The organism is Pseudorhodoferax sp. Leaf274 (assembly GCF_001422445.1).
Lineage (GTDB): Bacteria > Pseudomonadota > Gammaproteobacteria > Burkholderiales > Burkholderiaceae_C > Pseudorhodoferax.
In genome coordinates this window covers 195,874-215,634 of record NZ_LMNA01000026.1, presented here as the reverse complement: position 1 = coordinate 215,634, position 19,761 = coordinate 195,874, and the positions used below count along the sequence as shown (strand labels likewise).

Genomic DNA, 19,761 nt, shown 5'->3' with positions numbered 1-19,761 from the left:
GGACCCACAGGAGAGCCTCGATGAGCACGACCCCCACGTTCCGCCGCCGCCACTTGGTGCATGCCGCCGCGGCCCTGGCGCTGCTGCTGCCGGCCGCCCAGCAGGCGCTGGCCCAAACGCCGCGCACGCATGCAACGCTGGCCATGGTGGCCGAGCCGCAGACGCTGGATCCGATGGCCAGCACGGCCGACCTGGTCGGCACCATCATGCAGCACGTCTACGAGACGCTCTACACCTTCGACGCCAAGTGGAACGTGGTGCCCATGCTGGCCGAGGGCATGCCGAAGATCTCCGCCGACGGCAAGGTCTACACCATCGCGCTGCGCAAGGACGTGCAGCTGCACAGCGGCCGCACGTTGACGGCCGACGACGTGGTGGCCAGCCTGCAGCGCTGGATCGAGCAGGCGCCGCGCGGCAAGGCCGTGGGCAAGCAGCTCGAGCACGTCCAGGCCAAGGGCCCGCTGACGGTGGAGATCGCGCTCAAGTCGCCCTATGCGCCGCTGCTGGCCCAGCTGGCGCTGCCCAGCGGCATGGCGGCCATCATGGCCAAGGAGTCGATCGCCACGCCGCTCAAGGACTTCGTGGGCACCGGCCCCTACAAGTTCAAGGAGCGCCGGCCCGACCAGTACCTGCTGCTGGAGCGCTTCGACAAATACGCCGCGCGCAAGGAGCCCGCCAGCGGCTACGGCGGCAAGCGCGAGGCGCTGATCGCCGAACTGCGCTTCGTGCCCGTGCCCAATGCCAACACGCGGGTGGAAGGCGCGCTGGCCGGCCAGTACGACTTCGCCGACCTGCTGCCCACCGAGGCGCTGAGCCGCCTGGAGAAGGCCGCCGGCAAGACCGTGCCCGTGCTGACGCCGTCCTTCGGCTTCCCCTACCTGGTGCTCAACACCAAGGAAGGCGTGCTGGCCAACCAGCCCCTGCGCCAGGCGCTGCAGACCGCGCTGGGCGAAGGCGAGATGCTGGCCGCCGGCTTCGGCGACACGCGGTTCTTCACCGTGGAAGGCAACCATTTCCCCAAGGGCTCGCCGTTCTATTCCGCGGCCGGCACCGACCAGTACAACCAGCGCAACGCTGCCAAGGCCAAGGACCTCGCGGCCAAGGCCGGCTACAAGGGCGAGCCGATCCGCGTGCTGACCAGCCGCCAGTACGACTTCCACTACAACATGGCGCTGCTGATGGCCGAGCAGCTCAAGCGCGCCGGCTTCAAGGCCGAACTCAACGTGGTCGACTGGGCCACGCTGGTGCAGCGCCGCAACGATTCCAAGCTCTGGGACCTGTACGTCACCCACTCGGGCCAGTTCCCCGAACCGATGCTGTCGCCGCCGCAACTGGGCGACGGCGCACCCGGCTGGTGGGACACGCCGGCCAAGCAGTCCGCCCTCGCGGCCTTCAACGCCGAGACCGACCCGGCCAAGCGCGGCGCGCTGTGGGGCAAGGTGCAGCAGATCGTCTACGACGAGGTGCCCTACATCAACGTCGGCAAGTTCAGCGGCCTGTCGGCCAAGAGCCCGGCGCTGGACGGCTATGTGCCGGCGACCTGGCCATTCTTCTGGAACGCCAGGATCAAGTGAGCCTGGACGGGGCAACGCCATGGGCAAGTTCATCCTCTCCAAGGCCGCCGGCATGCTGGCCGTGCTGGCCATCGTCGCCGTGCTGGTGTTCGTGCTCACGCGCGCGGCGTCGGGCGATCCGGTGGCCGTGCTGCTCGGCGAACAGGCCACGGCGGCCGACATCGCGCGCGTGCAGCAGCAGTACGGGCTCGACAAGCCGCTGCCCGTGCAGTTCGGCTACTGGCTGCGCGAGGTGCTGCAGGGCAACCTGGGCGATTCCATCTTCCTGCAGCAGCCCGTCACGCAGGCGCTGGCCCAGCGCGCCGAGCCCACCACGCTGCTGACGCTGATGGCCGTGGGCCTGGCCGCGCTGATCGGCATCCCCTGCGGCATCGTCTCGGCCGTGTTCCGCGGCAAGGCGGTGGACCAGGTCTTCACGGGCGTGGCCATGCTGGGCGCCAGCGTCCCGAGCTTCTGGCTCGGCATCGTGCTGATCCAGTTCTTCGCCGTGAAGATGGGCTGGTTCCCGGCCTCGGGCTACGGCAACCCCGGTGCACCGCTGGCCGAGCGCCTGCACGCGCTGGTGCTGCCGGCCACGGTGCTGGGCCTGCTGAACTCGGCCCTCATCACGCGCTTCACGCGCGCCTCCATGCTCGACGTGCTGGGCGAGGACTATGTGCGCACCGCGCGCGCCAAGGGCCTCTCGGAGGGCATCGTGGTGCTCAAGCATGCGCTGCGCAACGCCATGGTGCCCATCGTCACCGTGGTCGGCCTGACCACCGCGCTCATGATCGGCGGCGCCGTCGTGACCGAGACCGTGTTCGGCCTGCCGGGCGTGGGCAACCTCGTGGTCAACGCCGTGCTGCGGCGCGACTACCCGGTGATCCAGGGCGCGCTGCTGGTGATCGCGGCGATCTACGTGTTCATCAACTTCGCGATCGACATGCTCTATGCCGTGGTCGATCCGCGCGTGAAGGTGTGAGATGAAAGCCGTCCTCACCCGCTTGTTCCGCCGCCGCATCGTGCTGCTGTCGGCCATCGTGCTGGCCGCCATCGTGGTGCTGGCCCTGGGCGCCTCGGTCTTCGCCAGCGCCGACCCCAACGACACGGCCGTGCTCGACCGCCTCAAGGCCCCGAGTGCCGAGCACCTGCTGGGCACCGACGAACTGGGCCGCGACCTCTATGCCCGCGTGGTGCATGGCGCGCGCTACTCGCTGTCCATCGCCGCGCTGACGGCCGTGGGCTCGGTGGTGTTCGGCACCCTCGTGGGCCTGATCGCCGGCTTCTTCCGCCGGCTCGACGCGCCCATCATGCGCGTGGTCGACGCCATGATGTCGTTCCCCGACATCCTGCTGGCCATCGCGCTCGTGGCCATCCTCGGCGCGTCGCTGGCCAACGTGGTGCTGGCCCTGGTGCTGGTCTACACGCCGCGCGTGGCGCGTGTGGTGCGGGCCTCCACGCTGGTGGTGCGCGAGCTGCTGTTCGTCGAGGCGGCCCGCGCCATCGGCGCGCGCACGCCGCACATCCTGTGGCACCACGTGCTGCCGAACCTGCTCTCGCCCATCCTCGTGCAGGGCTCGTTCATCTTCGCCTACGCGATCCTGGCCGAGGCCGGACTGTCGTTCCTGGGGGTGGGCGTGCCGCCCGAGATCCCGACCTGGGGCACCATGGTCGCGGGCAGCCAGCAGTACGCCGACCGCGCGTTCTGGGTGGTGCTGTTCCCCGGCGTGGCCATCATCCTGACCGCACTCTCGCTGCAACTGCTGGGCGACGGCGTGCGCGACATGCTCGATCCCAAGTTGAAGAAGGCCGCCTGACCATGGACGCCACCGTGACTCTGGAGCGTGCCAACGCCGCGCTCGCCATGCCCGACAGCCGCGTCCTCTCCGTGGACGGCCTCTCCGTGCGCTTCCGCACGCCCGAGCGCACCGTCGATGCCGTGCGCAACCTGGCCTTCGACGTGGACCGTGGCCGCACCCTGGCCATCGTCGGCGAATCGGGCTCGGGCAAATCCGTCACCTCGCTGGCGCTGATGCGGCTGATCGAGTACGGCGGCGGCCAGATCGCCGGCGGCAGTGCCATGCTGCGCAGGCGCAACGGCCAGGTGCTGGACCTCATGCAGGCCGACAAGGCGCAGATGCGCGCCGTGCGCGGTGCCGACATCGCGATGATCTTCCAGGAGCCCATGACCTCCCTGAACCCCGTGTTCACGGTCGGCGAGCAGATCGCCGAATCCGTGCGCACCCACCAGGGCATGGACCGCACCGCCGCCAGCGCCGAGGCGCTGCGCATGCTGGAACTGGTGCGCATCCCCGAGGCGCGCAACGTGCTGGGCCGCTACCCGCACCAGCTCTCGGGCGGCATGCGCCAGCGCGTGATGATCGCGATGGCGCTGTCGTGCAAGCCGCAGCTCTTGATCGCCGACGAACCCACCACGGCGCTGGACGTGACGATCCAGGCGCAGATCCTGCGGCTGATCCGCCAGCTGCAGGAAGACATGGACATGGGCGTGATCTTCATCACGCACGACATGGGCGTGGTGGCCGAGGTGGCCGACCGCGTGCTGGTGATGTTCCGCGGCGACCGCGTGGAGGAGGGCTCGACCGACGACGTGTTCGCGCGGCCGCAGCATGCCTACACGCGCGCGCTGCTGTCGGCCGTGCCGCGCCTGGGCGCCATGCAGGGCACGGACCTGCCGCGCCCGTTCGAGCTGCTGCGCGTGGACGGCGCCGAGGACGCCGCGCCCGCCGTGGTGGACGACACCCGCACGGCCGGCGCTGCGCCCGTGCTGCGTGTCAAGAACCTGGTCACGCGCTTCGATCTCAAGAACGGCATGTTCGGCAAGGTCACGCGCCGTGTGCATGCGGTCGAGCAGGTCAGCTTCGACCTGCACCCGGGCGAGACGCTGGCGGTGGTCGGCGAATCGGGCTGCGGCAAGTCGACCACGGGCCGCTCGCTGCTGCGCCTGGTGGAGAGCCAGGGCGGCGCGATCGAGTTCGGCGGCCGCAACATCCTCGACCTGCCGGTGAACCAGGTGCAGGCCTTGCGGCGCGACATCCAGTTCATCTTCCAGGACCCGTTCGCCTCGCTGGACCCGCGCAAGACCGTGGGCTTCTCGCTGGCCGAGCCGCTGATGGTGCACAAGATCGGCACGCCGGCCGAGCGCGAGGCCAAGGTGCAGTGGCTCTTGCAGAAGGTGCAGCTGCCGCCCGAGGCCGCACAGCGCCACCCGCACGAGTTCTCGGGCGGGCAGCGCCAGCGCATCGCCATCGCACGCGCCCTGGCGCTGGAGCCCAAGGTCATCGTGGCCGACGAATCGGTCTCGGCGCTGGACGTCTCGATCCAGGCGCAGATCGTCAACCTCATGATGCAGCTGCAGCGCGAGATGGGCGTGGCCATCCTGTTCATCTCGCACGACATGGCCGTGGTCGAGCGCATCAGCCACCGCGTGGCCGTGATGTTCCTGGGCCAGATCGTGGAGATCGGGCCGCGCCGCGCGGTGTTCGAGAATCCGCAGCATGCCTACACACGCCGCCTGATGGCAGCCGTGCCGGTGGCCGACCCGGCGCGCCGGCACGCCAAACGCGCGCTGATCGAGGGCGAGATTCCGAGTCCCATCCGTACTGTGGGCGACGAGCCCGTGGTTCAGCCGCTGGTGGAGGTGGGGCCTGGGCACTTTGTGGCGCGGCATCCGATTGCAGGAGGGTTTTGAGATGCGGGCTTGCTCGGGCTGGGCGCGCGACCGCGCCGACGGTGCGCTCCACTCCGCGAATGTCCCCCGGCCTTGCCCGCCTTGCCGGCTTGGGGCCGTCAAGGCGGGCAAGACCTCCTCCTTTATTTCGCTGCGTGGAGCACGCCATCGACGCGGTCCATCAACGTCGCGTCGCATGACCCCGCACGACGCGACGTGTCCAGGGTCGAGGCTACTGGGTGGCCCCTGCAGCGAAATAAAGGAGGAGCCTGGGCCGCCTGCGGCCCTGGCGGGGGACATTCGCGGAAGGGGCTGCCCGGTGGCCTCGGCCCACGCACAACCTCGTGTATCGATGATTGAACCATGACCACCGAACCCATCCTCGACACCCGCTACAAGGGCTTCCCCCGCACCTCGCCGCCGCTCGCGCGCAGCGCCATCGGCCAGGCCGGCTGGCATGTGCTGGACGGCCGCCTGCCGCTGCCGCTGGCCGTGATCAAGCGCAGCGCGCTCGCCCACAACCTGGCCTGGATGCAGGCCTTCGTGCGCGAGCGCGGCATCGAACTCGCGCCGCACGGCAAGACCACCATGTCGCCCGAACTGTTCTCGCGCCAGCTGGCTGCCGGCGCCTGGGGCCTGACCTTCGCCACCGTCACGCAGCTGGCCGTGGGCGTGGGGGCCGGTGCACGCCGCACGCTGATCGCCAACCAGGTCGTGACCGACGACGACCTGGCCGGCATCCAGGCGCTGCTGGCCGCGCACGAAGGACTGCGCGTCGTCTTCCTCGTGGATTCGCTGGCCCAGCTCGCGCTGATCGAACAGTGGTTCGCCGCCCATCCGGGCAGCCAGCCCTTCGAGGTCATGCTGGAGGTCGGCGTGCCCGGCGCCCGCACGGGCTGCCGCACGCAGGACGAGGCCGCCACGCTGGCCCGCGCACTGAAGGCCAGCACCGCAGTGCGCCTGGCCGGCATCGAGTGCTACGAAGGCGGCGGCGCCACCGGCCGCAGCGACCACGATGCTGCCTACGCCGACGCCCTCATGACCCGCGTGCAAGCCATCGCCAGGCTGTGCGCCGAAGAGGCCCTGTTCGAGAACGACGAGGTGCTGCTCTCGGCCGGTGGCTCGGCCATCTTCGACCTCGTGGCCGACCGACTCACGCCTGCGCTGGGCCGGCCCGTGCGCGGCCTGCTGCGCTCGGGCTGCTACGTCACGCACGACCATGGCAACTACAAGCGCCTGCTGGCCTCGGTGGCCGAGCGCTGCGGCTGCACCGAAACCCTGTTGCCCGCGCTCGAGGTCTGGGCGGCTGTGCAGTCGCGGCCCGAACCCGGCCTGGCCATCCTGACCTGCGGCCGGCGCGACATCTCCTACGACCTGGAGATGCCGATCCCGTTCGCACGTGCGCCGCGCGGCGTGCTGGCGCCCCAGTCCATCCCCGCGAGCTGGACCATCTCGGCCCTCAACGACCAGCACGCCTACCTGCGCTGGGACGCTGCCGACGAGGCCAGCGCACCCGTGGTCGGCGAGCGCATCGGCCTGGGCATCTCGCACCCCTGCACCACCTTCGACAAATGGCACTGGATGCCCATCGTCGAAGACGACTACCGTGTGACGGACGCCGTCACGCTGCACTTCTGATGCGCACCGCCGGGCCGTCCCCAAGGTGCGCGCACCCGCAGTCCGCAGGACGGAGGGTCTTTTCATGACTGCGACGCCTTCCCTGCTCGAACGCATCGCGCTGGCCCGCGAATCGGCGCCGGCCACGCGCCGCGCCATCCTGCAGGCCATGCTCGAGGACCCCGACCGCACGCTGGAAGAAAGCTTCGAGCAACTGGCCGAGCGCAGCGGCAGCTCGGTGCCCACCATCATGCGCACCTGCCGCGACCTGGGCTTCGCCGGCCTGCGCGAGTTCAAGCTCGCGCTGGCGCAGGAACTCGCGCTGGGCGGCTCGCCGCTGCACCGGCGCGTGAACATCGCCGACGCCGCCGACGAGGTGGTCGGCAAGATCGCGCGCAGCGCCGCGGCCTCGGTGGCCGGCGTGCGCAACCAGCTCGACATGGCAGTGCTGCAGGCCGCCGTGGACGCCATTGCCGGCGCCACCCACATCGACATCGTCGGCGCCGGCAACACCTCCTGGTTCATGGCCATGGACCTGCAGGCGCGGCTGTTCCGCCTGGGCCTGTCGGCCACGGCCTGGGCCGACTACCACCTGCAGCAGGTGGCGGCCGGCGCGCAGAAGGCCGGCGGCGTGGTCATCGCCATCACGCACGTGGGCGGCATGCCCAGCCTGCTCGACGCGGTGGACATCGCGCGCGCGCAAGGCGCCAAGGTCGTGGCCATCACGCGGCCCGGCACGGCGCTGGCCGCGCGGGCCGACTGGCTGCTGGGCCTGACCGTGCCCGACGACGCGGTCATGCACGTGGGCATCGATGCTTATCTGGTGCACCTGACGCTGATCGAGGTGCTGACCGTGTTGATCGCGCAGCGCGTGGGCGAGCCGGCCGTGCGCCGCCTGCGCGGCGTGCGCGAGGCGCTGCAGCGCCATGGCGTGGACGTGCGGACCCATCCGCTGCAGAGCTGGGATGGTGGAGGAGTGCAACGTGGCTGAACAAGCGTTTCTTCTGGAACAAGGCCTCATCGTCGACGGCTCGGGTGGTCCCTCATGGACCGGCGACCTGCTGCTCGTGGACGGCCGCATCGCCGCGCTGGGCGAAGGCCTGCGCGGGCGCCTGCCAGACGGCCTGGACATCGCCGATGTCGCGGTGGTGGACTGCCGTGGCCAGGCCATCGCGCCGGGCTTCATCGATTGCCACACGCACGACGACGCCATCGTGCTGCGCACGCCGGAGTACCTGGCCAAGCTCTCGCAGGGCATCACCACCGTGGTCACGGGCAATTGCGGCATCTCGCTGGCGCCCTACGCCACAGCGCAGGCCAGGCCGCCGCTCACGCTGCTCGGTGCCGACTCGTTCCGCTACCCCTCGCTTGCCGCCTACCGCGAGGCCGTCGCAGCGGTCCGGCCGGCGCTGAACGTGGCGGCGCTGGTGGGCCACACCACGCTGCGCTTCGCCGCCATGGACGACCTCACGCGCGCCGCCACGCCGCAGGAGCGCGCCACCATGGCCGCGCTGCTGGACGCCGCCATGGCCGAGGGCGCGCTGGGCCTGTCGTCCGGGCTGTTCTACGAGGAGGCCTTCGCGGCGCCGGCCGACGAGGTCACCGCGCTGGCCCGGATCGTCGCCCGCCACGGCGGCGTCTACGCCACGCACCTGCGCAGCGAGATGCAGGGCATCCTGGAAGCCATGGTGGAGGCGGGCGACTGTGCGTTCGATGCCGGCGTGCCGCTCGTGCTCTCGCACCACAAGTGCGCCGGCCCCACCCAATGGGGCCGCACGCGCGAGACGCTGCCGCTGGTGGACCGATTGGCCCAGCGGCAGGATGTGGCCATGGACGTCTACCCGTACGTGGCCGGCTCCACCGTGCTGCGCGAAGACCTGGTCGACGGCGTGATCGACGTGATGCTGACCTGGAGCGACCAGCATCCCGAGTGCACGGGCCGCATGCTGGCCGACATCGCCGCCGAGTGGGGCGTGGACCAGAAGACCGCCGCGCGCCGGCTGATGCCCGGCGGCGCCTGCTACTTCCAGATGCGCGAGGACGACGTGGAGCGCGTGATCGCCCACCCGCGCAGCATGGTCGGCAGCGACGGCCTGCCGCACGACCGGCACCCGCACCCGCGGCTGTGGGGCGCTTTCCCGCGCGTGTTCGCGCGCTACTGGCGCGGCCGCGGCCTGTTCACGCTGGAGCAGGCCGTGCACAAGATGACCGGCATGACGGCCAGGAACTTCCGCCTCGCCGGGCGCGGCCTGCTGCGCGCGGGCCACGCGGCCGACGTGGTGGTGTTCGACCCCGCGCGCATCGCCGACATGGCCACCTACGACGCGCCGCAGCAGGCCAGCGTGGGCGTGGTGGCGGTCTACGTCAACGGCCGCTGCGCCTACCGCGAGGGCGCCCTGCAGGTGCTGGCGCGCGAGGGGCGCATGCTGGCGCGCGGCGTGGCTTAGCCGCTCGGCGCCACGAGCGCCGAGCGTCGACGCAAGGGCTGGACCGTCGCAGGCGGGCGGGAGGCCCGCGCCGACAGGGAACTGCCTTGCGCCTTCCTGATTTTTTATCCAGTGAAAGCGTCGGAGAAGCGCAGGAGTGGATCGCTTTTTGAGCTAAAGATTTGCAGTTTTACGTCGATAACGTGCACGAATCGCGTGCTTCGAGCGCTCTCGTTCCAGAGAATGCGCCGCAGCGATTCACAGCCGGACCCATCCATTGCCGACCCGAACTGCCCCCTCCCGCGCCAGGTTCCTGCCCAGAGCGGCCGTCTGCGCCACCCTGGCGCTCCTCACGTTGTGCGCTGCCGCGCAGCCGGCCGACCCACAGCTGGACCAGGCGCGCGCCTTGATGGCGGCCAACCAGCCGCAAGCGGCCTATGCATTGCTGGAGCCCGCTGAGCCCGCCCGCGCCGTCGATCCGCGCTACAGCTACCTGTTGGGCATCGCAGCGCTGGATGCCGGGCACGTCACGCGCGCCATCTTTGCGCTGGAGCGTGTGGTTGCCATCGATCCGGACCACAACCTCGCCCGTGCCGAACTGGCCCGCGCCTATCTCGCTGCAGGCGAGCCGGCCAATGCGCGTTCGGAACTGCGCACCGCGCGGCGCGGTCAGATGCCGCCCGAGGCGGCCGCCGCCATCGACCGCGTGTTGGGCGCCATCGACATGGAGCCGATGGAGGCGACAACGGGCATCTGGCGTGGCTACCTGGAAGGCGTCGTCGGACACGACAGCAATGTCAACAGCGCCACCGCCGCGGGCCAGTTCGCCTTGCCCGCGTTCGGCGGCATCGTGTTCAACCTCGACCGCGAGAACCGCCAGCGTGGCGATGCATTCGCCGGCCTGGGCGCGGGGGTGGGCCTGCGGCTGCCGCTCACGCCCTCCTGGGAACTGGAGGCATCCGTCAACGCGCGCAACAACGCGCACCGCCATGCCGACGCGCAGGACAACCGCAGCCTGGACGGCAGCGTGGGTGCCGCCTACACCACGGGACCGAGCCGGTTTTCCGCCGCTGTGCAGGCGACGCAGTACGACATCGACCAACAGCGCTACCGCCGGGCGGCCGGCCTGACCGCGCAGTGGCAGTACACGCTGGACAAGCAATCGCAGCTGAGCGTCTTCACGCAGTACAGCCGCCTGGACTATGCGCAGGACAGCGCGCGCAACGCCGACCGCACCGTCTTCGGCGCGGGCTACGCGCGGGCTTTCAACGATGGGCAACAGGTGGCGTACGGCAGCGTCTACCGCGCCGAGGAGAAGACGCGCAGCAGCGGCGTGGACAACTACGGCCACCGCGCGCTGGGCGTGCGCCTGGGCGCCGAAGCCACGGCGGGCCCCCGCACCGTGGCGTTCGCCGCGCTGCAGTACGAGCGGCGCCGCTATGGCGGCACCGAGCCGTTCTTCGATGCCAGCCGCGAGGACCGGCAGTTCGACGCCACGGCGGGCGTGCATTTCACGCCGGCACCGCAGTGGCGCATCTCGCCGCAGCTGTCGTTCGCACGCGCCGAGTCGAACGTCGTGCTTTACGACTACCGGCGTGTCATCTGGCAGGTCGCCGTTCGCCGAGAGTTCAACTGAAGCCGCGTGCCGCCCACGCGTCCGCGCACGCCAACGCATCCATCCGCATGAAACACCCACGCCACCCCGACACCACCGCCTGGATGCGGTGCGTGCGACTGAGTACGGTCAGCCTGGCCATCGCAACGGCAGGGTTCGTCCATGCCCAGTCGAAACCTTCTGCGACGATCCTTTTCGCTTCTCCCGGGGCCAGCGTCGTCGAGCCGGGCGGGCAGCGGCGGCCGGCGGCGGCGGGGATGGCGGTCGCGTCCGGAGACACCATCGAGACCGGCAAGGCGGGCGTGCAGCTGCGCATGGTCGACGGCGCCATGATCGCGCTGCAACCCGATTCGGTCCTGCGGCTGGACGCCTACCACCTGGGTGCCGAGGGGAGCAGTACCGGTGCCAAGGGCTTCATGAGCCTGGTCAAGGGCGGATTGCGCACGGTCAGCGGCTTCATCGGCAAGGCACGTCCCGACGACTACCGGCTGGAAACGCCGGCCGGACTGATCGGCATCCGTGGCACGGAGTACACGGCGGTGCTGCGCGAGGGCCTCACGGTCAACGTCATCGGTGGCCGGATCGCGCTGTGCAACGACACCGGCTGCAACGATGTCGCACGCGGCATGTCGGCGTTCGCCGCCAGCCGGAGCGCGCAGCCCGTCATCTCCAGGCTGGTCTCCACCGTGGTGCCGGCCAGCACCAGCGCGGCCGCGCCTGCCCCGGCCGAAGCGGCTGCGGCTGCGGATACCAACGCCGGGGCGGCCAGCGCCACAGTGGTGGCCGTGGCCGGCCCCGCGGCCGAGCGCACGGCAGGCGAGCAGGTGCAGACCTATCTGCGTACCCTCGCCACCCCGGTGCCGGGCGATGCTGTTCCGGATGCCGGCACCGTCGTCGCGCAACCGCCGGGCAGCTTCTCGCCGCCGCCTGGTGTGCCCGCACCTGTGCCGGTCGATCCGCCTGCCGCGCCCGCACCCGCACCTCTGCCTGCGCCCGCGCCTGCACCAGCGCCAGGAGCTTCGCCAGCGCCAGCGCCGGCCCCCGTCCCTGCACCGACACCGGCACCTGCGCCGACCCCAGCACCTTCGCCTGCGCCGGGGTCGCCAGCCCCAGCCCCAGCGCCAGCGCCAGCGCCTGGAGCTTCCCCTGCACCGAGTCCGACTCCAGCACCTGCACCCACGCCCGTGCCAGCGCCAGCGCCAGCGCCAGGAGCTTCGCCAGCGCCGGCTCCCGTCCCGGCCCCGGCACCGGCACCTACCCCGGCACCGGCACCTACCCCGGCACCGGCACCTACCCCGGCCCCGGCACCGGCCCCGGCACCCGGCCCCGGCCCCGGCCCCGGCCCCGGCCCGGCACCCGGATCCATCGTCGAAAAGCCGCTGCCGCCAGGCCAGGGCACCGTGATGGCCGTGAGCAGCGACCGCGACGGCACGACGGAAGCGCTGACGGCGGTCGGCCACCGTACGTTCAGCGGTACAGAGCTCAAGGAGGTGCGCGAGCGCGATGGCTCCGGCAAGAAGTTGCTGCATGGCGGCCAGGCAGCGCAAACGCACTCGGACGGCAACATCGCATGGGGCCGCTGGACCGATGGCCGGCGCAACCTCGGATCGAACGACGACGATGACGACGACGGGGATGGCAAGGGGCGCGCGCGCGCACTGCACTACTTCACGTTCGCCGGTACGCCCACGCTGCCTGTCGTGCGGTCGTTCAATTCGTTCGGGTCGACCGCCACCACCGTCACGTCGGCACAGGGCCAACTGCTGGCGACCGGCGCCGAGAACATGGCCGGCGGCAGCTTGCGCGTCACTTTCCCTACGATCGTGGGGGGCTTTGCGACCTTCGATCTGGCGGTGCCGGTGAGTGGGCAGACCTTCTCGCTGAGCGGCACGGCGCTGCAGACCGGCACCTACGGTTTCGCGGGCGCCGCCAGCATCACCAGCACCGGCAACGGGTGCGCCTCGCTGTGCACCGGCGCGCTCGGCAATGGTGCCGCTGTGCGGGGCATGGTCGGCGGTGCGGGCAGCTCGCGGGCCGGGCTGCTGTACGGCTTCGACAGTGGCCTGGGCCGCGTGACCGGCGCCATCGTGTTCAAGCCCTGAGTCAGAGCGCTGTGTGAACACCCCGCCATCTCGCCGGCGTTGGCGCAAGACCGCCCAGGCGGCAGGATGGCTGGCCCTGCTCGTGCTGCTGGCCGGCGTGCTGCTGTCCGATCCCATCTGGCTGCGAGGCGCGCGGCACGCGGTCTTCGACCAGTACCAGCGCTGGCAGCCACGTGAATGGCAAGACACCGCCGTGCGCATCGTCGATGTCGACGAGGAAAGCCTGGCGCGCCTGGGGCAGTGGCCGTGGCCGCGCAGCCGGATGGCACAGATCGTGGTGCAGGCCCAGGCCGGCAAGGCCGCAGCGCTGGGCTTCGACGTTGTGTTCGCCGAGGCCGACCGGAGTTCGCCGGCGGAGATCTCCAGGCACTGGAACCTGTCGCCCGCCCAGCGCGAAGTTTTCGCGGGTGTGGAGGACCCCGACGAGGCGTTCGCACGTTCCATGGACGGCGGCGGCGTGGTGCTGGGATTCGCGCTGCGCCCGCAAGCCCCGGCAACGCCGGCTGCGCTCGCCGGCCCGCCACGCTTTGTCGAGGTGGGGCGGCCGGCTGCACCGTTCCTGCGGAGATTCGGCGAAGCGATCACCGCGGTCCAGCCGCTGGCCGACCACGCAGCGGGGCACGGTGCCCTGGCCTTCCTTCCCGATTCCGATGGCGTGGTGCGCCGGGTACCGCTGTTGCTGCGGGTGGGCGACAGCCTGGTGCCCAGCCTCGTCACGGAACTGCTGCGTGTGGCGCAGCGTGAACGCAGCATCGTGGTGCGAAGCACCGTGGACGGCGTGCAGGACGTCCGCATCGGGAGCCTGTCGGTGCCGACGACCGAGACGGGCGAGATGTGGGTGCACTACGCGCCCGCTGCGCCGGCACGCACCATTCCCGCGTGGAAGCTGCTGGCCGGCCAGGTCCCTTCCGGCGAGCTGGACGGCAAGATCCTGTTGCTGGGCAGTTCTGCACAGGGCTTGCTCGACCTGCGCTTCGGCACCCTGGGCCATCTGTTGGCCGGCGTGGAAGTGCATGCGCAGGCCCTCGAACAGATCCTCACCGGCGGCTTGTTGTCCCGGCCGGACTGGGCGCGCGCCCTGGAGGCGCTGTGCCTGCTCCTCGGGGGGCTGGCGGTGGGCGTGCTCGCGATGACGACCAGGCCCGCCGTGGCCAGTCTCGCGACCGGCGCCATCCTGCTGGGTGTCGGTGCGGCCTCGTGGTGGGCCTTCCGGCAAGAGCGGCTGCTGCTGGACCCCCTGGCGCCGGGCCTGGGCATCGCCTGCGCTTTCCTGGTGCCCAGCCTGCTGCGCCACCACACCAGCGAGAAGCGCCGGCGCTGGGTGTCCCAGGCCTTCTCGCGCTACGTCTCGCCCAACCTCGTGGCGCACATCGTCGACCATCCGGACGAGTTGGCGCTGGGGGGCAGGCGCCAGACCTGCAGCTTCATCTTCACCGACCTGGCCGGCTTCACGGGATTGATGGAAGACATCGATCCGGGCGAGGCCGTAGGCCTGTTGAACGAGTACCTGGACGGCATGATCGGCGTCGCGTTCCGCTACCAGGGCACGCTGGACCGGATCGTCGGCGACGGCATTGCCATCATGTTTTCGGCACCCATCGCCCAGGCCGACCACCGCGAGCGTGCCGTCGCCTGCGCCATCGACCTGCAGCGGTTCGCGACCGCGTTCGCGCAGCGCCAGCAGGCCCGAGGCGTGCCGTTCGGCCACACACGCATCGGCGTGCATGGCGGCGAAGTCATCGTCGGCAACTTCGGCGGCAATGCCATCTTCGACTACCGGGCCCTGGGCGATCCGGTCAACACGGCGTCCCGGCTGGAGAGCGCGAACAAGAGCCTGGGAACGCGCCTGTGCATGTCCGAAGCCGTGATGGCGGCCTGTCCTGCGCTCGCGGTCCGCTGCGTGGGGCGGCTCATCTTCAAAGGGAAGAACAAGCCCCTGCTGGTGTTCCAGCCGGCCAACGACGGGCTGGATCTGCCGGTCGATGGGGCGGCGCTCGAGCGCTACGCGCAGGCCTACGCGCTGATGGCCGCCGAGGATCCGCGGGCCCTGGCCGCCTTCGAGGCGCTGGCGCAGGAAACACCGGTGCAACCGCTGGTGCGCTTCCACCTGGAGCGGCTCCGTCGCGGAGAGCTGGGTGACACCATCCGGTTGTTGGACAAATGAAACGGCTTGAAGCCGCGCTCATCGGTTCGAAATTTGTGCCAATTTATTATGTGGCCTGCACGTATTCCGAGCGATAAAGTGCAGTCCGTGCCGCCCTCACACCCCCCTGTCCCTGATACGCCGGTCTTCACCCGCCGCGCTGCCGACCGGATCGCCGCCCAGTTGGCCAAGCCGCGGGAGATGCGCTGGGCCCTGCAGCCGGTGCTGGGTACCGCGTTGGTGGTGCTGTTGCTGGTCGTCACCGCCACGCTGATCCGCATCGCCTTCGTCAAGTTCGAGGAGATGGCCAAGCAAAGCGCGAACGTCATCTTTGCGCAGCAGGTTCAGCAGGGCAGCGACCTCTTCAGCGGATTGATGGGGCGCGTGCGCGCCCAGGTGGATGTGGCGGCCACCATGGGATTCGACCTGGACGCGCGCGGCACCCCCGTCGGCGCACTGGAGCGCCAATGGATCGCGTCGCTCGCGGTCGAGCCCGGCTTGTACTCGCAGCAGCTGACGCTGAAGGACGGCCGCTACTTCCAGGCGATCGCCTTGCGGCGCAGCGCAGCGCTGGCCCAGGCCCTGCGTGCGCCCGAGGGCGCGCGCTTCGCGACGCGTGCGGTGGGCGCGCCCGCCGCGGATGGCCGGCGCACCGAGACCTGGCGCTTCGTCGATGCTGCTGCAAGCGTGCTGGCCGAACGCCAGTCCACCACCCAGTTGGACGCCTGGCACAACCCGGTGGCCAGCGCCGCCATGGCCAGTCCCGACACCGTCGTCACGCGTCCTGCACCGTTCTTCACGACCAGCGGCGCGGGCGTCACCGTGGCCAGGCGGCTGGCCAACGGCGCCGGCTTCGCCTCGGCCGAGATCGCCACGCCCGCCATCGAGCAGCTGTTCGCCGGGCTGGCCTATTCGCCGCATGCTGCCGGCGCGCTGATCGACCCCGCAGGCCGGGTCGTCGCCTCCGGTGCCGGGCGCGAGGCCCTTGCGCCGGCGGGCGGCGGCGGCGCCCCTTCGATCGGCGACCCCGCCGCGGCGGCCCTGCAAGAACTGGCCCGCTGGGAGACCAGGGGACCGGCCCCGGAGGTGCGTGTGGCCGAACTGGACGGCGAGCAGTACGTGCTGGCCCAGTCGAGCCTGGAGGTGCAACCGGGCGAGCGTTGGCGCGTGGTGGCTTATGCGCCGCTGTCGCGCCTGTTCGGCTTCATGTTCATCGCGCGCGACCGCATGGCCGCGTTCAGCGCCTTGGTGGTGCTGGTCGCCTTGCTCATCGCGTTGATCGCGACCAAGCGGATCGTGGGCACGCTTGACGCACTGACCCGCGATGCCATCCGCATCTGCACGCTGGATTTCGGGCCGACGCCGCGCATCCGCTCGCGCCTGCAGGAGTTCAGCGCGCTGGCCGAGGCCCATGCGGTCATGCGCGATTCGATCCGCTCCGGCACGGAGGAGCTGCGCAGTTCGCGCCAGCGCCTCGAGGAGCTGATCGCCGCCGGCCTGGCCATGTCGCGCGAGCGGAACATGATGCATCTGCTGCAGCAGATCCTGTTCGGCGCCAAGCGGCTGACGCGCTGCGACGCCGCCACCCTGTACATCGTGACCGAGAACCGCACCTTGCGCTTTGCGCTGCGCACGCGCGACGACTCGCTGCCGCAAAGCGAGATCCCTCTGCGCGATGCCGATGGCCGGGACAACGACCGCTTCGTGTCGACCTACGTGGCGTTGCACAACAAGCACGTGGTGATCGACGACGTCTACACCGAGCAGCGCTTCGACCTGAGCGGTACGCGCAGCTTCGACGAGCGCACCGGCTACCGCACCGTCTCCATGCTGGCCCTGCCGCTGGCCCCGCGCGAGGGAGAGGTCATCGGCGTGTTGCAGCTGATGAACGCGCTCGACCCGATCACCGGCAAGGCCGTCCCGTTCAGCGAGGAAGACGTGCAGCTGGCGTCCGCCCTGGCCGCGCAGGCCGCCGTCTCGCTGGACAACCACCAGCTGGTGCAGGCGCAGTCGGATCTGGTCGATTCGATGGTGCGGCTGCTGGCAGGCGCCATCGACGCCAAGAGCCCGTACACCGGCGGGCACTGCGAACGTGTGCCGGAGCTGGCGATCATGCTGGCCGAGGAGGCCACGCGCGTCGAACAGGGGCCGCTCGCCCATTTCCGTTTCGAGACCGCCGAGCAGTGGCGCGAGTTCCGCATCGGCGCCTGGCTGCACGATTGCGGCAAGATCACCACGCCGGAGTATGTGGTCGACAAGGCCACCAAGCTGGAGACCATCCACGACCGCATCCATGAAATCCGCACGCGCTTCGAGATCCTGTGGCGCGACGCCGAGATCGACTGCCTGAAGGCGCGCCTGACGGGCGCCGACAAGACGGCCGCGCAGGCGCGGCGCGATGCACGGCAAGCCCAGCTGCGCGAAGAGTTTGCCTTCGTCGCCCGCTGCAACATCGGTGCCGAATACATGGAGGAGGAGCGGGTGACGCGCCTGCACGCCATCGGCAGCCAGACCTGGTGGCGCCATTTCGACGACCGCCTGGGCCTGGGCCACGAAGCCGCAGCCGCGCTGCAGGACGTGCCCGTAGCGCCGCTGCCGGCGATGGAGCGGCTGCTGGACGACAAGCCGCAGCACATCGTGGCGCGGCCACCGGCGGCCGTGACCGATCCGCGGCACGGTTTCAAAATGGACGTGCCCGAGCACCTGTACAACCGCGGCGAACTGCACAACCTGTCCGTCAGCCGCGGCACGCTGACGGCGGAGGAGCGCTACAAGATCAACGAGCACATCACCCAGACCATCGTGATGCTCGAATCGATGAACTTCCCGAAGAACCTGCGGCGCGTGCCCGAGTACGCCGGCACGCACCACGAAAACCTCAAGGGCACGGGCTACCCGCGCCAACTGCAGGCCGCGGAACTGCCGGTGCCCGCACGCATCATGGCGGTGGCCGACATCTTCGAGGCGCTGACGGCTGCCGACCGTCCGTACAAGAAGTCCAAGCCGCTGTCCGAGGCGGTGGAGATCCTGTGGGGCTTCAAGCGGCGTGGCCACATCGATCCGGACGTCTTCGACCTGTTCCTCACATCGGGCGTGTACCTGCAGTACGCGCACAGGTTCCTGAGCCCCGAGCTCATCGACGCCGTGGACATCGACCGGTATGTCGGCCCGGTGGCCAAGGCGGCGGCTCCGGCCGCGGCGCGCGTCCACTGAACGTTCCGCGCGCTGGCGCCGGGACCTGGCCTGGCGCCGGTGCCCGGCACCGGCCGTCGATCAGCCGGCCTGCCCGGCGCAGCCTTGCGCCGCCACCGCCGTGCGCCGCGCCTGGGCACGCGCATTCGACAGCGCCCAGAAGTACACCGCCAGCCCGGCCAGCGCGAGCGCCACGCCGACCCAGCCGGTGGAGGTCCAGCCGAAGCCCGCGCTGATGGCCACGCCGCCGAGCCAGGCGCCCACGGCGTTGGCCACGTTGAAGGCCGAGTGGTTGAGCGCGGCGGCCAGCGTCTGTGCGTCGCCCGCCACGTCCATGAGCCGCACCTGCAGCGCCGGTCCGATGGCGACGATGGTGCCCACCATGAACAGGCTCAGCGCGGCCGTGACCGGGTGGTGCGCCATCACCGTGAACAGCGCCAGCACCAGGCCCGCCCACACCAGCATCGTGCCGATGGCGCGCATCAGCGCGCGGTCGGCCAGGCGCGAGCCGACCAGGTTGCCGGCCACCATGCCCAGCCCGAACAGCGCGAGCACGACGGGCACCCAGGACAGCGGCATGCCGGCCACCTCGAGCAGCGTGGGCTTGATGTAGCTGAACACGGCGAACATGCCGCCGAAGCCGATGGCGCCGATGCCCAGCGTGAGCCACACCTGGGGCCTGGCCAGCGCACCCAGTTCGCGCAGCGGGCTGGCGCCGGCGTCGGGCTGCAGCGCGGGCACGTTGCGGTGCACCAGCCATGCTGCGACCAGCGCGATCAGGCCCACCAGCACGAAGGCCGCACGCCAGCCCAGCCACTGGCCCAGCGCGGCGGCGATTGGCACGCCGACCAGCGTGGCGCTGGTCAGGCCCAGCATCACCAGGCCCACGGCATGGGCGCGGCGCCCGGGCGGCGCCAGTGTGGCGGCCACCAGCGCGGCCACGCCGAAGTAGGTGCCGTGCGGCAGGCCGGCCGCGAAGCGCAGCAGGTTCAGCGACCAGTAGCCCGGCGCCGCGGCACTGGCGAAGTTGCCCAGGGCGAACACGGCCATCAGCGCCACCAGCAGTGCGCGTCGGCCCATGCCGGCGGCCAGCACGGCCAGCACCGGCGCGCCGATGACCACGCCCAGTGCATAAGCGCTGATCACATGGCCGGCCTGCGGGATGCTGGTGCCGATGTCGGCCGCCACTTCGGGCAGCAGGCCCATGATCACGAACTCGCCGGTGCCGATGGCGAAGCCGCCCACGCCCAGCGAGAAGACGGCGCGGGCAAAGCCCGGGGTGGCGGCGGGCGTGGTGGTGCCGCCGGTGGTGGGGATGCTGTTCAAGACGGGGGACTCCTGGGCGCGGACCGCGTTGCGCGGCCCGCTCGGCGGGTTGGACCAAGGGAAACCAAGGGAAAACCCGAGGCGCGACCTTACCAC

The 19,761-nt window shown here is 70.7% G+C and carries 12 protein-coding genes; 11 read left to right on the top strand and 1 reads right to left on the bottom strand.

What is annotated here, in order from left to right; translation table 11 throughout:
• The first annotated feature begins 20 nt into the window (after positions 1-20).
• From ASF44_RS21680 to ASF44_RS21620, 11 genes are all read left to right on the top strand, one after another.
• Positions 21-1,574 carry an ABC transporter substrate-binding protein gene (locus ASF44_RS21680; RefSeq protein ID WP_056901323.1) on the top strand — a complete coding sequence of 518 codons (1,554 nt, stop codon included), beginning with the start codon at positions 21-23 and terminating at the stop codon, positions 1,572-1,574.
• 19 nt (positions 1,575-1,593) lie between these two features.
• Positions 1,594-2,535, top strand: coding sequence for an ABC transporter permease (locus ASF44_RS21675; RefSeq protein ID WP_056901322.1), 942 nt, complete (start codon positions 1,594-1,596; stop codon positions 2,533-2,535).
• 1 nt (position 2,536) lies between these two features.
• The gene (locus tag ASF44_RS21670; RefSeq protein ID WP_056901321.1) at positions 2,537-3,370 is read left to right on the top strand and encodes an ABC transporter permease; all 834 of its coding nucleotides are present in this window, start codon (positions 2,537-2,539) and stop codon (positions 3,368-3,370) included.
• Positions 3,371-3,372: 2 nt separating this feature from the next.
• Positions 3,373-5,265 (top strand): dipeptide ABC transporter ATP-binding protein, encoded by a 1,893-nt coding sequence (locus tag ASF44_RS21665; protein WP_056901320.1) that lies wholly within the window; start codon positions 3,373-3,375, stop codon positions 5,263-5,265.
• A gap of 342 nt (positions 5,266-5,607) precedes the next feature.
• Positions 5,608-6,882 (top strand): amino acid deaminase, encoded by a 1,275-nt coding sequence (locus tag ASF44_RS21660; protein WP_056901319.1) that lies wholly within the window; start codon positions 5,608-5,610, stop codon positions 6,880-6,882.
• A gap of 64 nt (positions 6,883-6,946) precedes the next feature.
• Positions 6,947-7,852, top strand: a complete 906-nt coding sequence (locus tag ASF44_RS21655) for a MurR/RpiR family transcriptional regulator (protein ID WP_056901318.1) — start codon at positions 6,947-6,949, stop codon at positions 7,850-7,852.
• Positions 7,845-9,308, top strand: coding sequence for an amidohydrolase family protein (locus ASF44_RS21650; protein ID WP_235579302.1), 1,464 nt, complete (start codon positions 7,845-7,847; stop codon positions 9,306-9,308). Before ASF44_RS21655 ends, ASF44_RS21650 begins: the two co-directional genes overlap by 8 nt.
• Positions 9,309-9,564: 256 nt before the next feature.
• Entirely contained in the window at positions 9,565-10,923 is a 1,359-nt protein-coding gene (locus ASF44_RS21645) for a surface lipoprotein assembly modifier (RefSeq protein ID WP_369820948.1), read from the top strand.
• A gap of 236 nt (positions 10,924-11,159) precedes the next feature.
• Complete coding sequence (locus tag ASF44_RS32600) at positions 11,160-13,004, top strand: FecR domain-containing protein (protein ID WP_200930643.1); 1,845 nt, start codon at positions 11,160-11,162, stop codon at positions 13,002-13,004.
• A 13-nt stretch (positions 13,005-13,017) separates the two neighbouring features.
• Complete coding sequence (locus ASF44_RS21625) at positions 13,018-15,168, top strand: CHASE2 domain-containing protein (protein WP_056901312.1); 2,151 nt, start codon at positions 13,018-13,020, stop codon at positions 15,166-15,168.
• A gap of 180 nt (positions 15,169-15,348) precedes the next feature.
• The gene (locus ASF44_RS21620) at positions 15,349-18,360 is read left to right on the top strand and encodes an HD domain-containing phosphohydrolase (protein ID WP_200930642.1); all 3,012 of its coding nucleotides are present in this window, start codon (positions 15,349-15,351) and stop codon (positions 18,358-18,360) included.
• Between the two features lie 60 nt (positions 18,361-18,420).
• On the opposite strand, the gene ASF44_RS21615 is transcribed toward ASF44_RS21620, so the two are convergent.
• Positions 18,421-19,665: an MFS transporter gene (locus tag ASF44_RS21615; RefSeq protein ID WP_056901311.1), complete on the bottom strand. Its 1,245-nt coding sequence runs from the start codon at positions 19,663-19,665 to the stop codon at positions 18,421-18,423.
• Positions 19,666-19,761: the final 96 nt, after the last annotated feature.